General features: G+C 36.3%; 25 protein-coding genes and 1 other RNA gene. 20 read left to right on the top strand and 6 right to left on the bottom strand.

What is annotated here, in order from left to right; genetic code table 11:
• Positions 1–46 precede the first annotated feature (46 nt).
• From ribD to ASE92_RS05195, 4 genes are read left to right on the top strand one after another with little or no spacing between them, the layout of a single operon-like run.
• Positions 47–1,081 carry a bifunctional diaminohydroxyphosphoribosylaminopyrimidine deaminase/5-amino-6-(5-phosphoribosylamino)uracil reductase RibD gene (ribD, locus tag ASE92_RS05210; RefSeq protein WP_235527282.1) on the top strand — a complete coding sequence of 345 codons (1,035 nt, stop codon included), beginning with the start codon at positions 47–49 and terminating at the stop codon, positions 1,079–1,081.
• Positions 1,082–1,948 carry a DMT family transporter gene (locus ASE92_RS05205; RefSeq protein WP_056848987.1) on the top strand — a complete coding sequence of 289 codons (867 nt, stop codon included), beginning with the start codon at positions 1,082–1,084 and terminating at the stop codon, positions 1,946–1,948.
• A complete protein-coding gene (locus ASE92_RS05200; protein WP_056848986.1) occupies positions 1,935–2,549 on the top strand; it encodes a YigZ family protein in 615 nt (204 codons plus the stop codon). Before ASE92_RS05205 ends, ASE92_RS05200 begins: the two co-directional genes overlap by 14 nt.
• A 36-nt stretch (positions 2,550–2,585) precedes the next feature.
• Positions 2,586–3,446 (top strand): nucleoside phosphorylase, encoded by an 861-nt coding sequence (locus ASE92_RS05195; protein WP_056848985.1) that lies wholly within the window; start codon positions 2,586–2,588, stop codon positions 3,444–3,446.
• Between the two features lie 64 nt (positions 3,447–3,510).
• On the opposite strand, the gene ASE92_RS05190 is transcribed toward ASE92_RS05195, so the two are convergent.
• Together ASE92_RS05190 and ASE92_RS05185 are read right to left on the bottom strand one after the other, a co-directional pair.
• Positions 3,511–3,918 (bottom strand): DUF1398 domain-containing protein, encoded by a 408-nt coding sequence (locus ASE92_RS05190; protein WP_056848984.1) that lies wholly within the window; start codon positions 3,916–3,918, stop codon positions 3,511–3,513.
• A gap of 2 nt (positions 3,919–3,920) precedes the next feature.
• On the bottom strand, positions 3,921–4,967 hold the full coding sequence (locus ASE92_RS05185) for an aldose epimerase family protein (RefSeq protein ID WP_056848983.1): 1,047 nt from the start codon (positions 4,965–4,967) through the stop codon (positions 3,921–3,923).
• A gap of 73 nt (positions 4,968–5,040) precedes the next feature.
• Here ASE92_RS05185 and ASE92_RS05180 point away from each other — a divergent pair, with 73 nt between their 5' ends.
• The 3 genes from ASE92_RS05180 to ASE92_RS05170 all read left to right on the top strand — a co-directional run bounded on the left by ASE92_RS05180 (position 5,041) and on the right by ASE92_RS05170 (position 8,318).
• A complete protein-coding gene (locus ASE92_RS05180) occupies positions 5,041–6,192 on the top strand; it encodes a galactokinase (protein ID WP_056849295.1) in 1,152 nt (383 codons plus the stop codon).
• A 62-nt stretch (positions 6,193–6,254) separates the two neighbouring features.
• Positions 6,255–6,785 carry an RNA methyltransferase gene (locus ASE92_RS05175; protein WP_056848982.1) on the top strand — a complete coding sequence of 177 codons (531 nt, stop codon included), beginning with the start codon at positions 6,255–6,257 and terminating at the stop codon, positions 6,783–6,785.
• A 252-nt stretch (positions 6,786–7,037) separates the two neighbouring features.
• Positions 7,038–8,318 (top strand): OmpA family protein, encoded by a 1,281-nt coding sequence (locus ASE92_RS05170; protein WP_056848981.1) that lies wholly within the window; start codon positions 7,038–7,040, stop codon positions 8,316–8,318.
• A gap of 134 nt (positions 8,319–8,452) precedes the next feature.
• On the opposite strand, the gene ASE92_RS05165 is transcribed toward ASE92_RS05170, so the two are convergent.
• Together ASE92_RS05165 and ASE92_RS05160 are read right to left on the bottom strand one after the other, a co-directional pair.
• Complete coding sequence (locus ASE92_RS05165) at positions 8,453–9,751, bottom strand: DEAD/DEAH box helicase (protein ID WP_056848980.1); 1,299 nt, start codon at positions 9,749–9,751, stop codon at positions 8,453–8,455.
• Positions 9,752–10,478: 727 nt separating this feature from the next.
• Positions 10,479–10,850, bottom strand: a complete 372-nt coding sequence (locus tag ASE92_RS05160) for a dihydroneopterin aldolase (RefSeq protein ID WP_056848979.1) — start codon at positions 10,848–10,850, stop codon at positions 10,479–10,481.
• Positions 10,851–10,967: 117 nt separating this feature from the next.
• Here ASE92_RS05160 and ASE92_RS05155 point away from each other — a divergent pair, with 117 nt between their 5' ends.
• The 4 genes from ASE92_RS05155 to ASE92_RS05140 all read left to right on the top strand — a co-directional run bounded on the left by ASE92_RS05155 (position 10,968) and on the right by ASE92_RS05140 (position 13,677).
• On the top strand, positions 10,968–12,158 hold the full coding sequence (locus ASE92_RS05155; protein ID WP_056848978.1) for an acyl-CoA dehydrogenase family protein: 1,191 nt from the start codon (positions 10,968–10,970) through the stop codon (positions 12,156–12,158).
• A gap of 22 nt (positions 12,159–12,180) precedes the next feature.
• Positions 12,181–12,561, top strand: coding sequence for an SRPBCC domain-containing protein (locus tag ASE92_RS05150; RefSeq protein WP_056848977.1), 381 nt, complete (start codon positions 12,181–12,183; stop codon positions 12,559–12,561).
• A gap of 173 nt (positions 12,562–12,734) precedes the next feature.
• Entirely contained in the window at positions 12,735–13,415 is a 681-nt protein-coding gene (locus ASE92_RS05145) for a hypothetical protein (RefSeq protein WP_056848976.1), read from the top strand.
• 49 nt (positions 13,416–13,464) lie between these two features.
• On the top strand, positions 13,465–13,677 hold the full coding sequence (locus ASE92_RS05140; protein WP_056848975.1) for a hypothetical protein: 213 nt from the start codon (positions 13,465–13,467) through the stop codon (positions 13,675–13,677).
• Between the two features lie 81 nt (positions 13,678–13,758).
• On the opposite strand, the gene lysA is transcribed toward ASE92_RS05140, so the two are convergent.
• Both lysA and ASE92_RS05130 read right to left on the bottom strand, forming a co-directional pair.
• Positions 13,759–14,913 (bottom strand): diaminopimelate decarboxylase, encoded by a 1,155-nt coding sequence (lysA, locus tag ASE92_RS05135; RefSeq protein WP_056848974.1) that lies wholly within the window; start codon positions 14,911–14,913, stop codon positions 13,759–13,761.
• Between the two features lie 318 nt (positions 14,914–15,231).
• Positions 15,232–16,545 (bottom strand): aspartate kinase, encoded by a 1,314-nt coding sequence (locus ASE92_RS05130; RefSeq protein ID WP_056848973.1) that lies wholly within the window; start codon positions 16,543–16,545, stop codon positions 15,232–15,234.
• A gap of 249 nt (positions 16,546–16,794) precedes the next feature.
• Here ASE92_RS05130 and ASE92_RS05125 point away from each other — a divergent pair, with 249 nt between their 5' ends.
• The 9 genes from ASE92_RS05125 to rnpB all read left to right on the top strand — a co-directional run bounded on the left by ASE92_RS05125 (position 16,795) and on the right by rnpB (position 24,316).
• Entirely contained in the window at positions 16,795–18,531 is a 1,737-nt protein-coding gene (locus tag ASE92_RS05125) for a phospho-sugar mutase (RefSeq protein WP_056848972.1), read from the top strand.
• A gap of 249 nt (positions 18,532–18,780) precedes the next feature.
• Positions 18,781–19,152 carry a hypothetical protein gene (locus ASE92_RS05120; protein WP_056848971.1) on the top strand — a complete coding sequence of 124 codons (372 nt, stop codon included), beginning with the start codon at positions 18,781–18,783 and terminating at the stop codon, positions 19,150–19,152.
• Positions 19,153–19,353: 201 nt separating this feature from the next.
• Positions 19,354–20,124, top strand: a complete 771-nt coding sequence (locus tag ASE92_RS05115; RefSeq protein ID WP_157255634.1) for an MbnP family protein — start codon at positions 19,354–19,356, stop codon at positions 20,122–20,124.
• Between the two features lie 28 nt (positions 20,125–20,152).
• On the top strand, positions 20,153–21,163 hold the full coding sequence (locus ASE92_RS05110) for a cytochrome-c peroxidase (RefSeq protein ID WP_235527281.1): 1,011 nt from the start codon (positions 20,153–20,155) through the stop codon (positions 21,161–21,163).
• Positions 21,126–22,103, top strand: coding sequence for a transporter (locus ASE92_RS05105; protein ID WP_082454909.1), 978 nt, complete (start codon positions 21,126–21,128; stop codon positions 22,101–22,103). The genes ASE92_RS05110 and ASE92_RS05105 overlap by 38 nt, the downstream gene beginning before the upstream one ends.
• 9 nt (positions 22,104–22,112) lie before the next feature.
• On the top strand, positions 22,113–22,568 hold the full coding sequence (locus tag ASE92_RS05100) for a hypothetical protein (protein WP_056848967.1): 456 nt from the start codon (positions 22,113–22,115) through the stop codon (positions 22,566–22,568).
• Between the two features lie 157 nt (positions 22,569–22,725).
• A complete protein-coding gene (locus ASE92_RS05095; protein WP_056848966.1) occupies positions 22,726–23,376 on the top strand; it encodes an SCO family protein in 651 nt (216 codons plus the stop codon).
• Between the two features lie 93 nt (positions 23,377–23,469).
• Positions 23,470–23,892, top strand: a complete 423-nt coding sequence (locus tag ASE92_RS05090; RefSeq protein WP_056848965.1) for a cytochrome c — start codon at positions 23,470–23,472, stop codon at positions 23,890–23,892.
• A gap of 46 nt (positions 23,893–23,938) precedes the next feature.
• Positions 23,939–24,316, top strand: an RNA gene (gene rnpB, locus ASE92_RS06495) — RNase P RNA component class A.
• The last annotated feature ends 348 nt before the right edge of the window (positions 24,317–24,664 follow it).

Below are 24,664 nucleotides of genomic sequence, written 5' to 3'. Positions count from 1 at the left end.
TGGCTCATTTTTTAGTATTTTTGCGCAAATGACCAACGAATTTTACATGAAACGCTGCTTAGAGCTGGCGGCTTTACCAATTGGAAATGTAAGTCCTAACCCAATGGTTGGCTGCGTAATTGTTCATAATGGGAAAATTATCGGTGAAGGTTATCATCAAGAATTTGGTAAGGCCCATGCAGAACCGAATGCTATAAAATCGGTTTTCGATCAGTATGGTGATGAAGGTACTGATTTATTAAAAGAAGCCATTGCTTACGTAAACTTAGAACCTTGTGCGCATTTTGGTAAAACCCCTCCCTGTGCCGATTTATTTGTAAAACATCAATTGAAAAAAGTGGTAGTTGGCAATCGTGATCCGTTTTCTGGTGTAGATGGCAAAGGGATTGAAAAGTTAAAAAACGCGGGTATAGAAGTAATAAGTGGTGTTTTAGAGGAAGAGTGCAAATATTTTAACCGAAGATTTTTCACAAGAATTCAGCAGCAGCGCCCGTATATCATTCTTAAATGGGCAGAAACCGCAAACGGGTATTTTGCAACCAATTTTGGTCACCAAAAATGGATAAGTGGCGCTTTAGCCAAAAGAATGGCCCATGAATGGCGTACACAGGAAGATGCCATTTTAATTGGTAAGAAAACGGCCATCATCGATAATCCTCAACTCACGGCACGAGAGTGGCCAGGCAAAAATCCCATTCGCCTTGTAATTGATAAGAATCTCGACGTTCCACAAAACAACCACATTTTTAATGATGAAGCTAAGACAATCATCTTTAATGAAATTAAAACAGATGTGGTTGGAAATGTTCACTACATTCAAATGGAAGATATGCACTTCTATCTGGCTCAAAAAATAGCCTTTCAACTTTATTTGATGGATACGCAATCGGTAATTGTTGAAGGTGGTGCAAATATTTTAAAGCAATTTCTGGACGCTAATATCTGGGATGAAGCCAGAATTTTTAATTCTAAAGGCAGTTGGAACGACGGTATTCCCTCACCAGTCATCAACGGTCGTTTACAAGAACAAATCCGGGTTGGTTCTGATCAACTATCCATCTATATTAATCAGCACAACTAAATGATATACATACTATTAAGCATTTGCTGCAGCGTTACAGTTGCCGTATTGCTAAAATTGGCAAAACGCTATCAAATCAATATCATTCAGGCAGTTACAATAAATTATTTTGCTGCTTTAATCTTATGTTATATTTTCTTTAAGCCAGATATTATCATTGTAAATGCTAGCGCACCATGGTCAATTTACTTATCGCTAGCAGTATTATTGCCTTCAGTGTTTTTACTTTTGGCTGCCTCAATAAGAAATCTTGGTATTGTAAAAACCGATATCGCCCAGCGATTATCTCTTTTTATCCCGATTTTGGCTGCTTATTTTATATTCAGTGAAGATTTTAATCAATTAAAAATAATTGGTTTATTAGTCGGGTTTCCCGCTATATTTTTAACTTTCCTTCGAAAAACTGTTCAAAAGGAAAATCAGGGAAATTGGATTTATCCATTAATGGTTTTTATAGGTTTTGGAGTTATAGATGTACTCTTTAAACAAATTGCCTTATATAATTTACTTCCATACACAACCTCGCTCTTCGTTGTTTTTTGCCTAGCGTTTATCGTTTCGCTGATCATTGTAATCGTATTAATGATCATTAGAAAAATCAAGATTCAGCTTGTAAACTTGGCTTGCGGCTTGGTTTTAGGGTTATTTAATTTTGGTAACATTTTGTTCTATATGAAAGCCCATAAAGCCTTGTCCAACAATCCATCAACGGTTTTTGCAGCAATGAATATGGGGGTAATCGTTGTGGGAAGTTTATTTGGAATCATCATATTTAAGGAGAAATTAACAAAAATAAACTACCTCGGAATCGTCTTAGCGCTTGCTGCCGTCATCTTTATTACCCTTTCCCAAAATGCTGTTCGATGATTCCTATAAAACGATAGAAAGTCCTTCAGAAGGAATTTTTCGTGATAAAGGCAGTAAATTCATCGCTTACGCCTATCCTATCCGCAATGAAGATGAGGTAAAGCCTATTATTGCAAATCTTCGCAACGAACATGCTAAGGCTAGACATTGGTGTTTTGCCTATCGTTTAACTCCTGATCGTTCTGTTTTTCGTATTAACGATGATGGCGAACCCTCAGGTACTGCTGGCAGACCAATTTTGAATTGCTTACTTTCTGCCGATCTTACAAACATAGCGATCGTGGTGGTCCGTTATTTTGGTGGCACATTATTAGGTGTTCCTGGTTTAATAAATGCCTATAAAAATGCTAGTTTGGATGCTATTGCCTCTGCGAAAATTGTTACTAAAACAATAAATGATCTGTACGAAGTACATTTTGATTATCTTCAGATGAATGATGTGATGAAACTGGTTAAAGAGGAAAGCCTGCTTATTCTACAGCAACACTTCGATGCCAATTGCATTTTGAAACTTGAGGTGAGAAAGGCACAGTTGAATCAGGTTTTAAGTAAGTTTGATAAAATAAGCAACGTAAAACTGAAATATCTCCAAACCACTTAAGTGCCCAAACAAAATTTAATTTCAAACTAAGCAATTATGAAAATATCCGAAAGCGACTTAATCATCAATCCAGACGGAAGCATTTATCATTTAAATTTATTGCCAGAAGACGTTGCCGAAACAGTCATCACGGTTGGCGATCCAGATCGGGTGGCTGAAGTAAGTAAGTATTTTGATGAAATAGAATTAAGAAAGGGCAAAAGAGAATTCATTACGCATACCGGTTATGTAGGTAAAAAGCGGGTGTCGGTGCTTTCTACCGGTATTGGTACGGATAACATAGATATTGTTTTTAACGAATTGGACGCTTTGGTCAATATAGATTTTGAAACCAGATTGGTTAAAAAAGATCTTAAGTCGCTGAGTATTATTCGTGTGGGTACTTCTGGTGCCGTTCAGGCCGATATCCCGATAGGTACCATTTTGGCTTCGAATTATGGTTTGGGAATGGACGCCCTAATGAACTATTATGTTCAGCAAGTTGCTGATGATGATAGAACTTTAATGGCTGACGTTAGTAGGCATTTCGGGCACTTAAAAAACATTAACCCCTATTTAACTGCTGCTAATGACACTTTACTAAATACTATTGGAAAGGATCTGCCTAGGGGAATTACGATTACTGCCCCTGGATTTTATGCGCCACAGGGACGGGTAGTGAGGGCGGAAAATGCTGTACCGAACTTTATAAATTTAATAAACAGTTTCAAGAGCAATCAATATCGCATTACAAATTTGGAAATGGAAACAGCGGGTATTTATGCATTGGCTAAAATATTAGGCCATAAAGCCTTGTCGATCAATGCAATTTTGGCAAGCCGCGTAAACTTTGAATTTAGCAAAGAACCGAATAAAATTGTAGAGCAGGCTGTTAAACTGGTGCTGGAAAGAATTTAGTGACGCTAGCTTATTCTGTTTTCTAACGTTATCTATTTTCCTTGAAATTGCAACTCACTCGTTTTTATTTCCAGCCTTTAAGCTTTGGAATTTTCTCCCGCACCAATTCATTCCCCTCACTATCTAGATAGGTACAAGTCATTGCTCCCAAATCAATCACCCACTTTTCTACACCAGCATCTGCAGCTTGCTTACAGAAGGTCCAATAATCGGTTTCTCCGCTTTGGTGTATCTTTAATGCATGCCTCAATTTATCTTCAGATGATTCATCGTTAATGATAAGTGCCGGATACCCCTGTGGACTTGCCTGCTGTGCATTGTCTTCATCATCAAAATAAATGGAAAGTCCGTTAGACACATAAACATCATTTCTGACTACCCCCATTTCTTTAATTTCCTTTATAAACTGAGGGAAATCAGCACCGGTTTTAATTTTCGCTTCTGCAGTTTTAATATCTTGAAGGCTAAACATATTTATTTGGCTAGTGATAATTTATAAATTGTAGTTTGTGTGTATAAATCCTCCGGCTGTAAAATAGTACTTGGAAATTCAGGAATATTGATTCCATTTGGGTGATGCTGGGTTTCAATGCAAAAAGCGCTGTAAGCTTGGTAATCTTTTCCGCCTTTACCATTTTTTACATCAAGGTATTTTGCGGTGTATAAATGTGCAACAGGCTCGGTAGTGTAAACGCTTAATGTTAAACCACTCTCTGACTCGCTCGTTTTACTTGCTAGAGATAAATCACCATAAATTTTATCAAGAACAAAGCTCTGATCATAACCTTCTTCAGGGTCCCAATCTTTTCCAATTTCCTTTAGGTGTGTAAAATCGAGCGGTGTTCCAGCTACCGGAATTAATTTTCCAGTTACTGAATAATTATCATCTTGCTCTAAATAATTCGACCCAAAAATTTGAAGTTGATGATTATCAACATTTCCCCCATCTGGAGATAAGTTAAAATAGCCATGGTGGGTTAAATTAATGGGAGTAGCTTTATCTGTTTCAGCTTCGTAGCTTAAAATAAGTTCATTATTCTCGGTCAATTCAAAAGTTAGCGAGATCACTAAATTGCCTGGAAAATTTTCCTCCCCATCTTCACTTTCATATTCTAACGTAACCAAGTTTTGATTTTCATCAACTTCAACAATATCCCAAACTTTTCTATCAAAACCTACCTTGCCACCATGCAACGTTGCTGCACCAGCATTTTGAACCAATTGGAAGCGCTCATCGCCAATGCTGAAACGACCATCTTTGATGCGATTTGCATAACGACCAATTACCGCTCCGAAGTAAGGATAGTTCTTCAAATATTCAGGATCAAGATATTGCTCAAAAGAATCAAAGCCTAATACAATATCCTGCATCTCACCTTTATCATTTTGAACTATAAATTTGTTAATGATAGCACCGTAATTAAAAATCTTAACGTAAGTGCCTTTGCTATTGGTTAGTTCGAGTGCGAAAATTTCTTCGCCATCAATAAATTTTCCTGTTGATGTTTGCTGAACGCTCATAAATTGTAACTTAGGATTTTTGTTTCGTAACAAACATAGCATTATTAATGCTTTTATAAATATTTTTAACCAAATGAAAATCGAACTTGAGCAAAATTTTTTAGCAAATTATAATCGTAATTCTGATGCAGTTTACTTCACTCCTGGAAGGATCAACCTGATTGGCGAGCATATAGATTATAATGGTGGACTAGTAATGCCTTGCGCCATCACATTAGGAACTTGGGTTGCTATTGCCTCAAATAACGATGGCAAATTCAGGTTTAAAAGTTTAAATTTTGAAACTCGGGTTGAGGTAGAGAGCAATAAGATCCATAATAAAAACGGCAGTTTATGGGCCAACTACCCTATTGGAATAATCAATGAGTTTTTAAAGGATGGTAAAGAAATCAATGGATTTGATTTTCTGTTTTTCGGTAACATTCCAATCGGATCCGGCCTATCTTCTTCAGCATCAATTGAAATTGCTACGGCATTTGCATTGAACGATTACTTGAATTTGGGCTATGATAAACTGGAGCTAGTCAAAATTGCCAAAAAGGTTGAAAATGATTTTATCGGTTTGAACTCTGGAATTATGGATCAGTTTGCAGTAGCAGTTGGTGAAAAAGATAAAGCCATTGTACTTGATTGCGAAACGCTGAAATACAAAATGGTTGATGTTGCCTTAGGTAAATATTCTTTAGCCATTATCAATACAAATAAGCCCCGAGAATTGGCTGATTCTAAATATAATGAACGTGTTGCAGAATGCCAGGAAGCTTTAAGATTGTTGAATGAGGAAATTACACTTCACAATTTGTGTGAACTAAACGCAGAGAAGTTTGCGTTGCATAGTCATTTGATTCATGATGAAACAATTCTGAACAGAGCTACACATGTAGTAAAGGAAAACGACCGCGTTCATCTTGCGGCTAAAGCACTTAATAACGGCAATTTAGAAGAATTCGGCCGTTTGATGTATGCATCGCATAAATCATTGAAGGAGCTTTACGAGGTTAGCGGAGATGAATTGGATGCAGTTGTTGATTTTTGTTTGACTTACGATCATGTAATTGGTGCCCGAATGACTGGCGCTGGCTTTGGAGGTTGCGCCATCGCTTTGCTTGAAAGAGGTTACGAAGAAGATTTTGCCAAACATTTAACAGCGTATTATGTGGGTAAAATCGGCTATCCTGCAGCGATTTACATCAGTGAGATTGGAGATGGGCCCACAAGGCTTTGAAATATTTAACAAAGTCAATAACGATAATCTTTTAGATAAACTGCAAATTTGCGGTTAATACAATGAAAAAATTAAAATTAGACGAACTCAATCGTCCAGATATAATCGCGTTTAAAGCGCAAGAGAAACTTCCAGTCGTGGTGGTTTTAGATAATGTTCGTAGCATGCATAATGTCGGTTCTGTTTTTCGTACAGCAGATGGTTTTGCACTGGAAAAGGTTGTTTTGTGCGGAATTACGGCGCAGCCTCCACATCGTGAAATCGAAAAAACTGCTTTAGGCGCAACACAATCTGTAGAATGGATTTATTATCCTGACACTTTATCTGCCATCAATGCATTACGTATCGAAGATTATGAAATTGTTGCCATCGAGCAGGCAGAAAATAGTACCATGCTAAATACGTTTCAGCCAGATTCCAATAAAAAATACGCTCTAATTTTCGGTAATGAAGTTGATGGCGTGAGTGATGAAGTGATGGCTAGCATTGATGAATGTATCGAAATTCCTCAGTTTGGAACCAAACACTCTTTTAATATTGTAATTTCTGCCGGCATTGTATTTTGGGACTTCTTTGCGAAGTTAAGACTATAAAATTTGCTGGAGCCATGGGCTGGCGAAGTCAATTTTTAATCAAAATCTAATCTTTGTATACAATTATAGACAGTTTTTAACCTGCTAAGGGCTATTAGGTAACATTTTTGTGAATTATTTTATCGATCATAATGAGCTGATCTAATGATCGTTGGATTTATTTTCCATTTTTTGGCAAGGTTTTTTCTTATAGGCAACCAAACAGTATTATAAAAAAACTGTTAAGAGACTATTATTTATAAATTAACAAAAATGAATTCGAGAATTACAAAATCAACAATGTTGGTTGCCTTATTAGGATTATCATCACAATTATTTGCACAAGAAACGCCAACTACAACCAGTAGATTCGGTAAACAATCATTAAGAACCTGGAGCGTTGGTGCTCATGGTGGTATCTTAAGCCAAAACACTTTCTTAGGTGGCGGAAGCGTAGATGCAAGAGAATTTAAAAGTATTGGTTATGGTGCATTTGTTAAGAAACAAATTTTGCCAGCTTTAGGCTTGCAAGCAGATTTCTTACGTGGCGAGGTTAAAACAGCTAACGCTTTCGGAAACTTAGAGCAGAAAAATAGCATTAACTGGTCTGGATCATTAACAGCAGTTTTAAACATTGCAAACTTTAGTTTAAATACTGAAAATGCAGTTTTAATTCCATACGTAAAAGCTGGTGCTGGTTATATGTCATCTGATTCGCAACTTGGAACTACAGAAGTTTTTGCTGATAGAGAAGGCTGGTTTATCCCAACAGGAGTTGGATTTAAATTAGGTGTTGCTAAAGGTATTAACATCGATTTAGGTTATGATATCAATTTTATCAAATCTTCACCAACAGTTAAAAGTGCTTACAACGAAAGCAGATTCTCTTACGCTCACGCAGGTTTAGAGTTTGCTTTAGGAAACAAAGAAAATTCTCAATTGCAAAACTATAGTGCTGTTGCCGATTTACGTAAGCAAAGTGCAGAAGAAAGTGCTGAATTAAGAAGAGCATTATCTACAGCAGAACAAAATGCTGCCAGAGATAGAGAGCAATATGCTAAAGATTTAGCTGATGACGATAATGATGGTGTAGCAAACAAATTTGATAAATGTCCAGGAACACCAACAGGTACTGTAGTTGATGGTTCTGGCTGCCCAATCAAAGTTCAACGCGAAATTATCAGAGAAACTAAAGTAATTACTGAAGAAGATCGTAAAGTTGTTAAAGATGCAATTTCAAACTTAGAGTTTGATTTAGGTAAATCTACTATCCGTTCTAAATCTTATGCTTCATTAAACAGAGTTGCTGGTTTATTAGTAGAGAAAAACTTTAGCTTAAAATTAGCTGGTCACACAGATAACACTGGTGGAAGAGAGTTAAACTTACGTTTATCTAAAGAAAGAGCAGAATCAGTGAAAGCTTATTTAGTATCTCAAGGTGCTAACGCATCAAGAATTGAAGCTACTGGTTACGGACCTGATCAACCAATTTCAACAAACAAAACTGCAGCGGGTCGTCAAGAAAACCGTCGTGTAGAATTTACATTATACTAGTCAATAGTAAAATAATATAAAAAAGCCCCGATGAAAATCGGGGCTTTTTGCGTTTAAAATTTTCTTCAATGAGAGGCACGAAGCAATCTATATCATAACATGGGCGCCAGATCTCTGGCAATGGGGATTTACAATTAAGATAAACCTTTTTTATTCTTATAAGTCATTTTGGCCTTCGTACCCGCACTGTAATTGTAATTCTTTAAATTGCTTGCTTTTTTCTCATGGAATGCGGCACCACGTTCGGTAACATCCTCTTCTTCCTCTTTTTTCTTTTTCTTTGGTTTTGCGGTTGCATCCATTATTTTTAGATCTTCAGGGAGCTCCATAACATCCATCCGCTGTCCAATGGCTTGTTCAATCTTCTTAATCTCAACGAGTTCTATATCAGTAGAAAATGTAATCGCAACCACTTCCTCTTCTCCTGTTTTAACAATACGCTGAATTAATGTTTCCTTTTGCTCAGGCAATTCTAAATGAAGGATAAATGGAATTCCCTGAATATCTAGCTCCCCTAGATTCTCGTTAGCGACAATAAGAACTCTCGCATCAGGATTTTCCTTAAAGTCTTCAATGTCATCGTAACCTTTGTCATCAAAAAACAAAGAACGGTAAATACTAATTTCGCCTTCTTTTGGATTATTGAAGTTTTTATAAACCGTTTGGGCTGTTAATCTGGTATTTACAAACACCACTACTTTATCAAAAAACTCCGTATCATTTAACAAGAGTGTTAACAAGTTCAACTTGGTGCGGAAGTTTGGGACCTGGTATAACATCTGCGGATAAACTTCTGCTTGTTGCTCACCAATTTCATCAACCTCGATGGTTGTTGCCGAATCTTTCATAAAAGGAGAAATCATATGATTCAATTTCTCGTGAAATACTTCTGTAAAAACAACATGCTGAGATTTATAAGCACTGTTTGCCAATTCAACTACAGGAAGCTGTAATCCCTTTTTAACAATCAGTTCGGCATTATCTACAATAAATAATTGAATTTTATTGGTGTTTAGGGCAAGTTTCAAATATAAGGCACGAGCCCTGTCTGGCACAGCAACAATAATATCGCAACCATCGGTAATCTCATTCATTTGTGTTTCAACAGCCCCACGACTGTCAATTCCAAGAATTCTGAACGTATTATTTCGGTTCAATAACTTGAATTGTTCCAACACATGATCAACATGTTCTGCATCTGGGACCAAAATTAAAGCTCTTGGCGCTTCTTCGAAAGCATATTTCAACTTCATTAAGGTAGCTAAAACATAAGTTGTTGTTTTCCCTGCTCCTTCTGGTGCTATCGCAATAACATCTTGTCCACCTAAAATTCTGCTCATGGTTCTGATTTGAATCTCTTTTGGAGTTAAAAATCCTGCATCAGTCATGGCTGCAACAAGTGGCTTACTAAGCTTTAATTTTTCTAATGACACGCTTATCGTTTTAATATTTGAAAATGCAAATATCCTTAAAATAATTAGCTTTTGAGAAATTGAATTCAGGCTTTAGTATATGTAAAGCTAATTCCGCCCTGTAAGCTATGGCTTTAAGATTAAAAATGGAATCTTTTCTTTCAATTTGAATATGATAAAACCCAATAAATCATAGAAATAAATAAATTAAATTATTATATATCAAAAGGTTATCAGATTACACAATAAATTAACTACTAAATCCATAGATATTATATACTTATTTATATATTTGTTGAACATTGAATTGATAACTAAAATATGTTAAACTATTAAAGGCAAAGAATATGTCAAGATATTTTCAATATCCCTGAATCAGCGACTATCCAAATTTTAGATATCATACCGAAATTACGGTAGTCGATACTAAACAGATAAGGGATGAAGATAAAATTAATCGTGAAGAGATTATTGTAATGAAAGATTTTTTATCCTTAAAACCGGTTTAACAAAATTGTCCAGTTTACCGATAGGAAGGTTGAGGTTTTATAAACTTTAAAATGTTGGTTCGAATCCAACACTAGGAAGATAAGTGTATCTCATAGCACTTAAACCTGATTCTGCTCAATCAGGCAAGATTTGGTTATCTTATATTTGTTTTGTTGTTAGCAAAGGCTATCCGCGATGGATAGCCTAACTTTTTTTGCAGCTAGCTTAATAGACTAGCACCAAAAATGATTTAACCATGTTACTGAGCTGATGCATTGTAAGTCAGCTTTACAAATGAATGCCCAATTTGCCCTTCCATTGGTGGATTAAGTTTTCTGATACTCACGTTTATAGTTTCAACAAAAGGATAAAGCTTGATTACTTTTAATATGATGTTATTTAAAACTGTTTCTAAGAGCTTTTGAGTCTTCTTCATCTCATACAATATAATGGTATTCAAATCTTCGTAATTAACGGTGTTGGAAAGCTCATCATCGATAACTAATGGAGTAAATTTAGTTTCAAGATCAATAATAAAATGATTTCCAATTAGTTGTTCTTCCGGATACCAGCCATGCAATGCAAAACAACTAACTTCCTTTAATGCTACGGTTTGTTTGAAATGATTCATATAGGTGTGTTTCTGTGTGTAGCAAAATTAATTTTTTATTCAGGAATATAATGCCCCTTGCGGTAAATTGTTACCTTTGAAATAAACGGATTTCTTAACCAAATAATAGAATTTCAAATGAGTATATCGTCGAACAAAGACCTTTATGAGGCTCCAGATTATTATCTATTAGATGAGTTGCTTACTGATGAGCACAAACTGATTAGAGCGTCGGCTAGAGAATGGGTTAAGAAGGAAGTGAGCCCAATTATAGAAGATTACGCTCAAAAGGCAGAATTTCCGAAGCATTTAATAAAAGGATTGGCTGATATAGGAGCTTTCGGGCCAACAATTCCGGTAGAATATGGCGGCGCTGGATTGGATTATACCGCATATGGAATTTTGATGCAGGAGATCGAACGCGGTGATTCCGGAATCCGTTCTACCGCATCTGTTCAAGGATCGCTGGTGATGTATCCTATTTATGCCTATGGAAGTGAAGAGCAACGAAAAAAATATTTACCAAAATTAGCCAGTGGCGAAATGATGGGATGTTTTGGTTTGACAGAGCCTGATCACGGATCAAATCCTGGAGGCATGGTTACCAATATTAAAGATGCAGGATCTCACTACATTTTGAATGGTGCCAAGATGTGGATCAGCAATGCTCCTTTTGCCGATATCGCTGTGGTTTGGGCAAAAGATGAATCTGGTAAAATTCGAGGCATGGTTGTAGAACGTGGAATGGATGGATTTTCTACTCCTGAAACACACAACAAATGGAGCTTGAGAGCTTCAGCTACTGGCGAGTTGGTTTTTGATAATGTCCAAATTCCAAAAGAAAATGTTTTTCCAGAAATAAGTGGCTTGAAAGGTCCGCTAGGTTGCTTAAATCAAGCACGTTATGGTATTGCCTGGGGTGCCTTAGGGGCAGCAATGGATTGTTATGATACAGCCCTTCGTTATTCGAAGGAAAGAATTCAGTTTGGAAAACCAATTGGAGGTTTTCAATTGCAGCAGAAAAAACTAGCCGAAATGGTTACGGAGATTACTAAAGGGCAGCTTTTAGTGTGGCGTTTAGGTGTGCTTAAAAGTGAAAACAGAGCAACAGCCGAACAAATATCAATGGCAAAAAGAAATAGTGTAGAGATTGCATTAGATATTGCTAGAAATGCTCGTCAGATGCTTGGAGGAATGGGTATTACAGGAGAATATTCTATCATGCGCCACATGATGAATCTGGAATCGGTAGTAACCTATGAAGGAACGCATGATATCCATTTATTAATTACAGGTATGGATGTAACAGGACTGAACGCTTTTAAATAATGCAGATACAAAATATAAGTTAATGAGAGATTACAAAAAATACACTTACATCCCCGCTTCACCTGAAGAGGTTTATTTAGCACTTACAAAAGATATTAGCATCAAACTGTGGACGGGTGCGGAAGTTGAATTCGAAGAAAAGCCCGATACGGAATTTTCATTTTGGGATGGCGACATCGTGGGAAAAAACCTTGAGTTTGAGCCAAACAAAAAAATTGTGCAGCAATGGTACTTCGGTGAAGATGCCGAACCTTCAATCGTCACGATTAAACTTCACGAAGATAAAAAGGGAACTTCGTTGGAATTTAAACAAACAAACATCCCAGAAGAAGATTATAAAGATTTCACAGAAGGAATTGAAGAATATTTTATCGGCGGATTAGTTGATTTTTTTGATGAATAAAACTAAAATTTATAAATTGTAAATACATATTAACCCTCTTCAATCTAATTATGAAGCTCTCTAAACATCCCATAATTTTTATTGCGATATTTTCAACCATACTATTATCTTCATGTGGCGTTGTTGTAAATAATCTGCCGGTTTTTTATACCCCTCCTGCTAGTTCAAACCACATGTCCTACCTTCCAAAACCGATGATGGAAGATAGTGTTAAAGTAAAAAATTACGTTAGTGCTAGTTTCGCCAACAACAGTCTGCCTTATAATGTTGGAGACATGGCTATGGGTTACATTAACTACAATCGGTCTCACGTAGTTAAGAATTTCAATTTTGCCTACGGCGGGTTCGGATATTTTGGAGGCACCTCCAGAGGTTACGAAAACACTCAAAGAAAGATTATCGAAGCGTATCATGATCAAGGATTTTATGGTTTCGGTTTACGCACATCAATTGGAATAGCCGAAAAATCTGGAAATACAGAATTTCGGATTTTGAATTGGGAAAGTGCTTTTGTTTATGAGGCTGGTAGCTATGCTTCATTCAGAAAAGATGTGCGAAGTAAAAACGATCCATTATCGATAGCTTCTGATAAAACTGCACTTTTTACAACGGGTGGTTCAACAGAAATTATTTGGTCTGGCCGTAAAAATACCGATAGACAATATGGTTTCCGTCTATTTGTAGGTAGCACTATTGATTTAAGAAATAACATTAATTATAGCGAAGATAAAATTACGGGCTTAGCAACTGACTTGTCGTTTTTTATCAAGATTAAAAATGCTTACGGAATTTTAGGTTCAGGAACCAATTTAATGAACAACTCTGGTAAGATTACACTAGGCTATTCATTTTAATGAAAACATAATTTCAGGTTTACTGTTCAGCTATTAAAAATAAAATATCATGAACAAATCTATAGGACTTATCTTAATTGTAATTGGAGTGATTATGCTCGTTTGGACTGGATTTTCATACACTCAAAAAGAAAAGATAGTTGACGCCGGACCTATTCAGATATCAGCTGACAAAGAAAAATCGGTAAACTGGCCGCCGTATGTTGGTGGAATAGTTTTAGTTGCGGGTGTAGTTGTACTTGTGGCCTCGAAAAAGAAATAATGTTAAACGTCATTGCAAGGTACGAAGTAATATATCCTACTAATTAAGATCGCTTCGTGCCTTGCAATGACGAATATGTAATTATAGTTCGTTACTGTAGACAGATCTTATCGCATCTCTTAAATTATAGTTTGATGCCATTACTTCACCGTAAGCGCCAGCACTGCGGATGGCGAAAATATCGCCTCTAAATGATTCTGGTTGCTCCACTTCTTTGCCAAAGCAATCGGTGCTTTCGCAAATGGGCCCTACGACATCATACTTGATTTCATTTCCGTTACCTCGAGTCAAATTCTCAATTTTATGGTAAGCCTGGTATAAGGCAGGACGCATCAACTCAGTCATTCCGGCATCTAAAACCACAAAGTTTTTTTTCTTACCTTTTTTGATATATAATGCTTTGGTGATTAAAGCTGCTGATTGGCCAACCAATGCTCTTCCTAATTCAAAATGAACTTCCTGATTGGGTTTTACGTCCAGAAAATCGTTAAATATCTTAAAGTAAGATTTAAAGTCAGGGATTTGATTATCAGGATTATAATAGTCAATACCTAAACCACCACCGACGTTTAAAATCTCGACAACGAAACCTTTATCTTCAAACCAACTACAGAATTCATTTACGCGAACACAAAGGTTTTTATAAACATCGAGGTTGGTAATTTGAGAACCGATATGGAAGTGAATTCCAATAAATTTTAGGTTTTTAGATAAATTCAAGGTTTCCGCACATTGTGGTAAATCCCATGAATTGATTCCAAACTTATTTTCGTCTAAACCTGTGGTAATGTTGTGGTGGGTATGGGCATCTACATTAGGGTTAATACGGATAGCTACCTGTGCAGTCTTGCCTTTTGCAGCTGCTAACTCATTCAAAACTTCCAACTCTTGAATAGATTCTACATTGAAGCAGAAGATATCAAGATCTAAAGCCTCATTTATTTCTTTATCGGATTTACCGACACCAGCGAATACGATTTTTTTGTGATCGAAACCGACTTCAACAGCTCTTCTCACCTCTCCGGCACTTACACAATCTGCACCAAAGCCAATCTGTTTAATTTGCTCGAGTAAAACAGAATTGAAGTTAGCTTTTAAAGCATAATGAATATGAAATTGATATGGAGCGGCGGCTTCTGCACAAGTGCTTAGCGTTTTTTGCAATAAATCCGTATCGTAATAGTAAAAAGGCGTTTCTATATTGTTAAACTTTGATATATCTTTATCGGCGAACATGTTCAAATTCCTTATAATCGTTTTAATTTTATTTTTTGTACTCATTTATTGGGGCAATTACCTTGATTTGAAGCATGGACGCATTACCCAAAAACAATACAATGGGAAAATTAGATTTTCTATTGTTCTTATTCTAATTGTATTGTTCTTATTCTTTATTAGAAAATGAAAATAATTGCAGCCATTTTTGTCGTTTTAGTTATCTCTTTAGGATTATTTAATTCCTACAAGAAATACAAAAATCAATTGTTACCAGCAAACTTTTTAGGTTTTCACTTTCTTGTCGGCTTGCTGGTTATTATGGGTGCGTTTTATTTGCTATTCAAATAATCTATTGTGCAAACTTCTTAAAGCTTCAGTTTTGTATTCGCTCAATATGAGTAGCGAAACATTATAGTTGCTTCCTCCATAAGAAATCATACGAATTGGAATATGTTTCAACCCTTCCAAAACCCGACTAGCAAAACCATGTTTTTCTGAGCCGAAATCCCCTACAACGCAAACAATACTGTGGTTGGTATCCACTTCAACTGTACCGAAGCTTTCTAATTCTTCAATAATTTTTGAAAGATTTCCGGTCTCATCGATAGTTAACGATACCGCAACCTCAGAGGTGGTGATCATGTCAATTGGTGTTTTGTAACGCTCAAATACTTCAAACACGCGACGTAAAAAACCGTAAGCTAAAAGCATCCGACTAGATTGAATGCGAATAGCAGTGATGCCATCTTTTGCTGCGATTGATTTAATTTTACCCTTTTCGCTGTTATGCGTGATCAAAGTACCAGCAGCAGAAGGCTCCATAGTATTTAATAAACGAACAGGAATTTTATATTTCTGTGCCGGAAAAACAGATTGCGGATGTAAAATTTTTGCTCCAAAATAAGCTAATTCTGCAGCCTCATCAAATGATAATTGCGCAATTGGTTTGGTCCCTTTTACAATTCGAGGATCATTATTGTGCATCCCATCAATGTCTGTCCAAATTTGAACTTCTTCGGCTAAAATTGCTGCTCCAAGTAAAGAAGCAGTATAATCGCTTCCACCACGGCGCAAATTATCCACTTCGCCAAAACTGTTGCGGCAAATAAATCCCTGAGTGATGAACAATTTATTGCCTTTGTTTGCTTCTAATAATGGCGTTAAATGTTTGGTTGTAAATGGAATATCAGGTTCATTGTCTTCATCAGTCTTCATGAAATCTAATGCTGGAAGTAATACTGATTCGACACCGATTGACTTCAAATAAATATGATATAATGTTGTCGATAATAATTCGCCTTGAGCCAAAACAACTTTCTCTTCAATTGAAGTAAAAATATCGTTGGTTAAAACAGCTAGAAAGCTGAAATGATAATCAATTACCTCATTGCCCATCTCCTGAAAATCGGCAGCGGGCAATAACTCAATTACAAAATCCTTATATTTTTGATATAAATTTTCAACACATTCGCTCCCCTTCTTCTTATCCCCAGCTAAAAAATAATTAGAAATTTCTACCAAACTATTTGTAGTACCAGACACTGCTGATAAAACCACAATCTGTTCTTCATTTGGATTAATGATATCCAATAATTTCGTCATGCGCTCGGGACTACCTACAGAAGTACCCCCAAATTTTAATATTTTCATCTATTTATAAATTGGTTAACCGGATGAGCCGCCTGAACTTTACAATTATTGTGAAAAAGTTACAATCGGCCCATTTATAATACTGGATTTTCTTATAATTGTATCGGGGCGTGAAAATAAACAAAAGCAGCTTAAAAGCAACATCCTCAACAAAATAAAATTTGGATTAATTAAAATTTCGATATTTTAACAAAACTTCATCCAATTAAATTTGTTCAACACCAGATATTAAATTAAAAATAGAGCTCAATGCAATCAATTGATCAATCAACACAAACCACAATAAATCAGTGGTTAAGCGGACACTACGACGATAAAACAAAGTCTGAAATTCAGGAACTTGTAGATAAAAATGCAACTACAGAACTTACCGATGCTTTTTATAAAAGCCTTGAATTTGGTACAGGTGGCTTGCGGGGCATAATGGGTGCCGGCTCTAACCGAATAAATAAATATACTATTGGTACAGCCACTCAAGGTTTAGCAAATTATTTGAATAATAAATACCCAGGTGAGAAAATCAGCGTAGCCATTGCTCACGATAGCAGAAATAATTCTGATTACTTTGCAGGAATTACGGCTGATGTTTTTTCAGCAAATGGCATTCATGTATACTTTTTTGAGGCATTAAGACCAACTCCTGAGTTGTCTTTTGCCGTCCGTCATTTCGGATGTAAAAGTGGAGTAATGCTTACCGCTTCCCATAATCCTAAAGAATATAATGGCTACAAAGCTTATGGAGCAGATGGCGGACAGTTCACCTCTCCGGATGATAAACTGGTTATCGATGAAGTAAATAAAATCAAAAGCATCGACGAAGTAAAATTTGATCGCATTGATGCAAATGTTGAATTAATTGGCGAGGCTGTAGATAAACTTTACTTAGATGGAATTACTGCGCTTTCCATTTCACCCGAAGCAATTAAAAGACAACACGATTTGAAAATTGTGTACTCTCCTATCCATGGTACCGGAATTACTTTGGTACCAAAAGCATTGGAACAATTTGGCTTTACTAACGTAACCATTGTTGAAGAGCAAAGTAAACCTGATGGTAATTTCCCGACGGTAGTTTATCCAAATCCTGAGGAAAAAGATGCCTTGACTTTAGCTATGAACAAAGCTAAAGAGATTGATGCAGATTTAGTTTTGGCAACTGACCCAGATGCAGATCGCGTGGGTATCGCTGTTAAAGATAATGATGGCGAATGGGTATTATTGAATGGTAATCAAACTGGAAGTTTATTGATCAATTATCTTTTATCTGCCTGGCAAGAAGGCGGTAAATTAGATGGCAATCAGTTTATTGTGAAAACAATTGTTACCTCGAACCTTATTGAAGAAATCGCAAAGAAAAAGGATGTTACTTATTACAATACCTTAACTGGATTTAAATACATTGGTCAGTTAATGACCGAATTAGAAGGTAAAAAGTATTTTATTGGTGGTGGTGAAGAAAGTTATGGCTACCTGATTGGCGATTTAGTTCGCGATAAAGATGCGGTTGTTTCTGCTGCTTTCATTTCGGAAATGACGGCCTACTATAAAGATAAGGGAGCAAGTTTATACAATGCTTTGTTAGATATGTATGTTGAATATGGCTTGTATAAAGAAGATTTAGTTTCATTGACTAAAAAAGGTAAAACAGGGGCTGAAGAAATCAAAGCGATGATGGTTAAATTCCGTGAGAATCCACCTTCAACCCTAGGCGGTTCTAAGGTATCAGTGTTAAAAGATTACGAATTGAGCCAGGAAACTGATTTAACTACCGGAAAAGTAACAAAATTGGATTATCCAACTTCTGATGTTTTACAGTTTATTACAGAAGATGGAAGTATCGTTTCTGCTCGCCCGAGTGGTACCGAGCCGAAAATTAAATTCTATTGCAGTGTAAATGCACCATTGGCAGATCGGGCTGATTTTGCTAGAGTAAATGAGGAGCTAGGTGATAAAATTAAAGCTATAATGGCCGATTTGCAGGCTTAGGTTTTAGCCACAGATAAAAAGGATGAACACAGATGAAGAATTTCATCTGTGTTTTTTTATACCCGTCAGTTGAAACTGACGTTAAGGAATAGCATTTAGTATAATCTTGTTATTTGTAATTGAAAGATGCTTCACTAGATTCCTATTTTATTAGGTACTCATTGCCGTTGATTTCAATCAACGTTTTTCAAAAATGACTTTCTTTTCTTTGCTTCAATCATTTTCTTTAATACTTTTGCAGCAAATACAATGTTCAAAAAAATCCTGATATACCTTTTAGTGATTTGTTCGGTTTCAAACGGAGCGATGCAACTAGTGGTTTATTCGGGTTATAAAATGAACAAAGAATACATTACTTCTGTATTTTGTATCAATAAAGAACATCCTGAATTGCATTGTGATGGACAATGTTTTTTAGCAAAAAAGCTGAAAGACTTAGATAGCAAAAACAAACAAGTTCAGGAAAATCTCAAACGAATTGTAGAAGCTGAGCCAAAATTTCAGATTACCGATATTAATCATCAAATTCCATACTTCATTATCAAATCAGAAAGTGGTTATCTCCAAAAACCAGTTAAAAACCTTTCTGTTTCTATTTTTCATCCACCGAAAACGGTGTAAGTAAATTTTACTTTTTTATGCGGCGGCTTTGCCATCGCAGGTGTAGTCTATTGTCTTTCTGAGCATTGCGAAGAATCTCATTACTAAAAACAATTATTTTCTTCTGCTGTAATGCTAGTTTCCGCTAAAACGTTAGAGATTCTTCATTGCATTCAGAATGACAGCAATTATTTAATTACTTATTCCAGTTTTCAAAAAAAAATGAAATTACATCAATACCTATTGGCATTATTATGCCCAATTATGCTTTTATCGTCTTGCAAAAAAAGCGGCGATGAAATAACAGCAAATACAAAGTCAAGCTTTACAATCGAATTCGAACATCAGGTTAATGGTGCTGCCTTGGCGCTCAATATAACCAACTACAAAAATGCAAAAGGCGAAGATTTCAAAATCAACATATTCAAATATTATGTCAGCAATATTAAGTTAAGCAAAGCTGATGGCACAACTTACCTCATACCAGAAAGTTATTTTCTGATTGATGAATCGAAAAGTCCATCGAAATTGGTTACGATAAGTGATGTTCCGACAGGAGATTATACAAGAATTGAATATACCATTGGCGTTGATTATGCCAGGAATTTTGCTGGTGCTCAAACCGGAGTATTAGATCCTATTTACGGCATGTTCTGGACCTGGAACAGCGGTTATATTTTTGTAAAACTGGAAGGAACTTCTCCCCAGTCTACAGCTGCGAACAATGCCATCACCTTCCATATTGGTGGTGTTATCGATCCAAATAATACCCTTAAAACTTTTTCAGCAGAAATTAACGCTGCAAATCCGTTAAGAATTAGAACTGATGCGAAACCCAATATGCACTTTATTGTAAATGCAGCATCGCTATTTACAGGCGTTAGTGATGTAAGTTTTGCAACCTTAAATTATACCATGGGCGGGGCCAATTCAGTAATCGTAGCGAATAATTATGCTAAAGGGTTATTCCGTTTAGATCATATCCATAATTAATATGTGGCGTAAATCAATTGTCTTTGCAATGCTTTTTCTAAGCATTGCATTGATGTATGCATGCAGCAAAAATGAAGATGACATTATACCAGAAGAGAAAAAAATAATCTTTTCTATTCCATCTAATTTCCCAGCGCCGGGATACAATTTCGAAGAAAACCAGCTGACTAATGCGGGTTTTGCATTGGGTAAAAAAATATTTTACGACGCTCGTTTATCTGCTGACAAAAGTATTTCGTGTGGAAGTTGCCACCAGCAGTTTGCTGCATTTGCAAACCTTGATCACAAAGTAAGTCATGGTGTAGATAACTGTCAGGGCAAAAGGAATGCTCCTCCTCTTTTCAACCTGGCCTGGCAAAAGGCTTTCTTTTGGGATGGTGGGGTAAAAAACCTCGAAACATCTCCCTTAAATGCTTTTACAGATGCCTGTGAGATGAAGACCGATTTAGAAACAGTTGTTTCGTTTTTGCAAAACACACAACCCTATCCCGAATTATTCAAAAAGGCGTTTGGCTCTGGTGATATCAATTCGCAAAAAGTACTAAAATCGATTGCTCAGTTTGTGGGTGTTTTGGTATCAGGAAATTCCAAATATGATAAGATAATGCGAAAAGAAAAGGGCTTCACTTTTACATCTACGGAGTTGGCAGGTTACAATTTATTTAAAGAAAAATGTTCATCCTGCCATGCAGAGCCACTCTTTACCGATTTTTCTTACCGAAGCAATGGCCTGGATTTGGTTAGTCTAGATGAAGGTCGTTCGCATATCACCGGTGCTGCTGCCGACTTTGGAACATTTCGCGTTCCAACGTTACGTAACATTGAATATACTAGTCCGTACATGCATGATGGCCGATTTTATAATCTGGATGAGGCGCTTGAACATTATAATTCTGGAGTAAAGAATTCCCCGAATCTAGATAAAAGTTTGAAAGGCGGAATCATGTTAAATGATACTGAAAAAGATCAAATCAAATCATTTCTAAAAACATTAACAGACAATGAGTTTATTAAAAATACATTATATAGTGAATCGTAAAATATTAATTCTACTATTTGTTTTGGTTGGTAGCCAAACATTCGCCTGCGACATTTGTGGCTGTTTTATGGGGATTACCCCGTATTTTAACCGCAATAGCATTAGTCTTCTTTATCGCTATCGTTCTTTTAACGGTTATGATGGCCAGGGTCACTCCTTGTTTCCTAACGGAGGTAAATTCTTTATCCCCGCAAAGCAGCAAGATGCCCCGATAACCGGCCACACCGGAAATCAGGCAGATTATGAGTTATATCGATCAATCGAATTTAGAGGTAGATATTTTATGAATAGTCGCCTGGAAATTAATGCAATTTTACCATATGTTTCCAATAGCGAAAGATACAATGGTTATACCTCATCTATCTCTGGCATAGGTGATGTAAACCTTTACACGGGTTATCACTTTGTACAACAACTGGAAAATGACTTTAAGCAACAGTTAATTGCCGGTATCGGTGTAAAACTCCCCACAGGGAAAAACGACTTTAAAAATAACGAAGGAATTCGATATTCATCTCTGATGCAGGGAGGAACGGGCAGTACAGATGGATTTGTATACTTAAATTATATTGTTGGTTTAGGAAAGTTTGGGGCAAGTTTAAACACCTCCTACAAAGTAAACGGAACCAATAGCCGTGATGAGGGGATTGCAAATAGCACAACCAGTTTCTTAAATATTTTCTATACCCAAAGAGTAGGAAAAACTGTTCAGGTAATGCCGTCAGCGCAATTTTTTTATGAGTATTCTGGTGGAGAAAAATACCAAGGAATTAAAACCGGAGAACATGTAATGAATAATTTAATGGGTGGCGTAGGTGTAGATGTTTTCTACAAAAACATGGCCTTAAATGCTGGGTTACAGAAAAACGTTTGGGAAGCCAAAACTGATCACCCGATGAGCGCTGGACGTGTTCATTTAGGAATAACTTACAATTTTTAAAAAACGAAAATGAAAAAATTGATTATAATACAATTGGGCCTAACGCTTCTGTTTTTCGCTGCTTGTAAAACAGAACCAGATGCAAATGCGGTAAAGAAAGAAGTACTAAACATTCACGACAAGTTGATGATGGATGGGGAGAAAGTAGTGAAAAATAGAATCAAATTGGATTCTATTCTGAAAAGCGGAAAAATCAAATCTGCGGAAGATTCGCTTAAAATGGCTAACCTGATTAATCAATTAAACAAAGCTGATGAGCGCATGATGGATTGGATGCATTTCTTTAAAGATGATTTTAAAGGTAAAAATGAGCAAGAAAACATGGCGTACTACAAATTGCAGATGATTAAAGTGAGAGCCATTGAAGACCAGTATATCCAAGTAACAAAGGTATCAGATTCGGTTTTGAAAAATTACAATATCAAATCTGTAGAAACCACAGAAATGAAAAATCATAAGCACTAATTGTTTTCCCGCTGATGGAAAGATTTGCAAAAACCATTTACAAAATCACCAAGCATTTCATTCAATCGGCGGGAAACGATTTGAACTGACAACAAAAGAACAATTAATCCCATCCTTTATAATAGAGGTTGTATATTTACATTTTAATAAAATCATCATGAATAAATTGATTTCTTCGATAGCCGTTTGTATGCTATCAATCACCATATTTTCATCTTGTCAGCAAGAAAAGAAACTTCCTTTTTATGGCGAACGACATGCGGAAACCGTTAGAGATGCTGCAGGTGTTGAAAAGATAGACACGGTTTATCAAACCATTCCAAATTGGTCTTTTCTTAATCAGGACAGTGTGATTACGACAAACAAAAGTACTGATGGAAAAGTTTACGTAGCCGATTTTTTCTTCACCTCATGTACCACCATTTGCCCCACCATGCATCGTAACTTGATGACGGTTTACAACAAATTTAAAACCAACCCGGATGTGATGTTTGTGTCACACACCATCGACTTTAAATACGATAAACCTTCGGCACTTAAAAAATATGCAAAGAAACTCGGTGTTGATGGACCAAAATGGCAATTTCTTTATGGAAGCAAAGACAGCGTGTACACGCTTGCGGAGAAAAACTACCTAGTAGCGGTTGGCGAAGATAGCACAGCAAAAGATGGTTATATTCACCAGGGATATTTAGTCCTGATTGACAAAGACCGAAGGATTCGCGGCGCTTACGACGGAACAAAGGAAGAACAGGTTGAACAGTTGAAAAAAGACATCCCGGTTTTATTAGCAGAGTATAAAAAATAAATTTTAACCGCAGATGAAAAGGATAAGCACAGATAACAATACAAAATCTGTGTTCATCTTTTCTTATCTGTGGTTGATATTAAATAAAAATCCATGCGCAAATACATCATTAATTCCATTTTTTTACTTTCGATTGTTGCCATCATTGTTTCTTGCCAAAACCAAGAAACTATCGACTTGCAAAACTATATGTCGAACGGGAAAGATATTTACAAAGCAAAATGCCAGAACTGTCACGGTGAAAATGGCGAAGGTTTAGGTCAGCTCGCTCCTCCACTTACCGATTCAGTATTTTTAAAAGCCAATAAAACACGGCTTGCTTGCATTATTAGAAATGGCACGGATGAAAAAATGACCATCCACGGTAAGGATTACCAGGAAAAAATGCCTGGTTTCCCTGAATTGGCAGACATCGATGTGGCTCAGGTAATGGTTTTTGTTACCAATTCGTTCGGGAATAATCAAGGTTTTGTTCCCTACTCACAGGTTTCTACCCAATTACAAAATTGTAAATAATCAACTTCTTTAAATAATTTGACTTAAAAAGCCCATATTTGCGCAAAATGCAGGTTGTTCTATCGCTGTTTCGATTTATCGGAAGAGAGGAAAGTCCGGGCAACGCAGGGCATCTCGCTTTCTAACGGAAAGGAATTCAGGAATGAAAACCTGAATTACGGATCAGTGCAACAGAAAATATACCGCCCCGAGCAATCGAGGTAAGGGTGAAAACGTGCGGTAAGAGCGTACGAGCATTGCAGGCGACTGCAGTGGTTTGTAAACCCCGAGAGTTGAAAGACCAAATAGGCTAACGCATGTAGGGCTGCCCGTCCGATGTTAGTGGGTAGGTCGTTAGAGATAAACGGCAACGTTTATAGTGGATTAATGATAGAAATCCTGAGCAATCAGGAAACAGAACCCGGCTTATAGACCTGCATTTTTTTCATTTTTGAAAGCAAAAACTAGAATATTTAGGCTGCTTCTATCTATTATGATTTGTTCAAGGTGATGCTCCAAAACTTTAAATTTTCTTATCATCAATTTCTATCGGTTGCCACGGAGACACCGAATTCACGGAAAAATACTATCAATTGTATAATACAAAAATTTATTTAATGCAGTGTGAAAAATTATTGAGTTAGAATTCGCTGTTTAAAAAAACATCGCATTAATAACCTGACGGAACTGAGAATCTTCATATTTACCTTTCGCTAAAAAGTTAACCTCAATTGAATTATCCAAACAAATTTCTATCTACTATTTTCCGATAAAAAACTTAAAACCTTTTTAA

It is taken from the genome of Pedobacter sp. Leaf41 (genome assembly GCF_001422545.1).
Lineage (GTDB): Bacteria > Bacteroidota > Bacteroidia > Sphingobacteriales > Sphingobacteriaceae > Pedobacter.
This window is presented reverse-complemented; position numbering and strand designations above follow the sequence as displayed.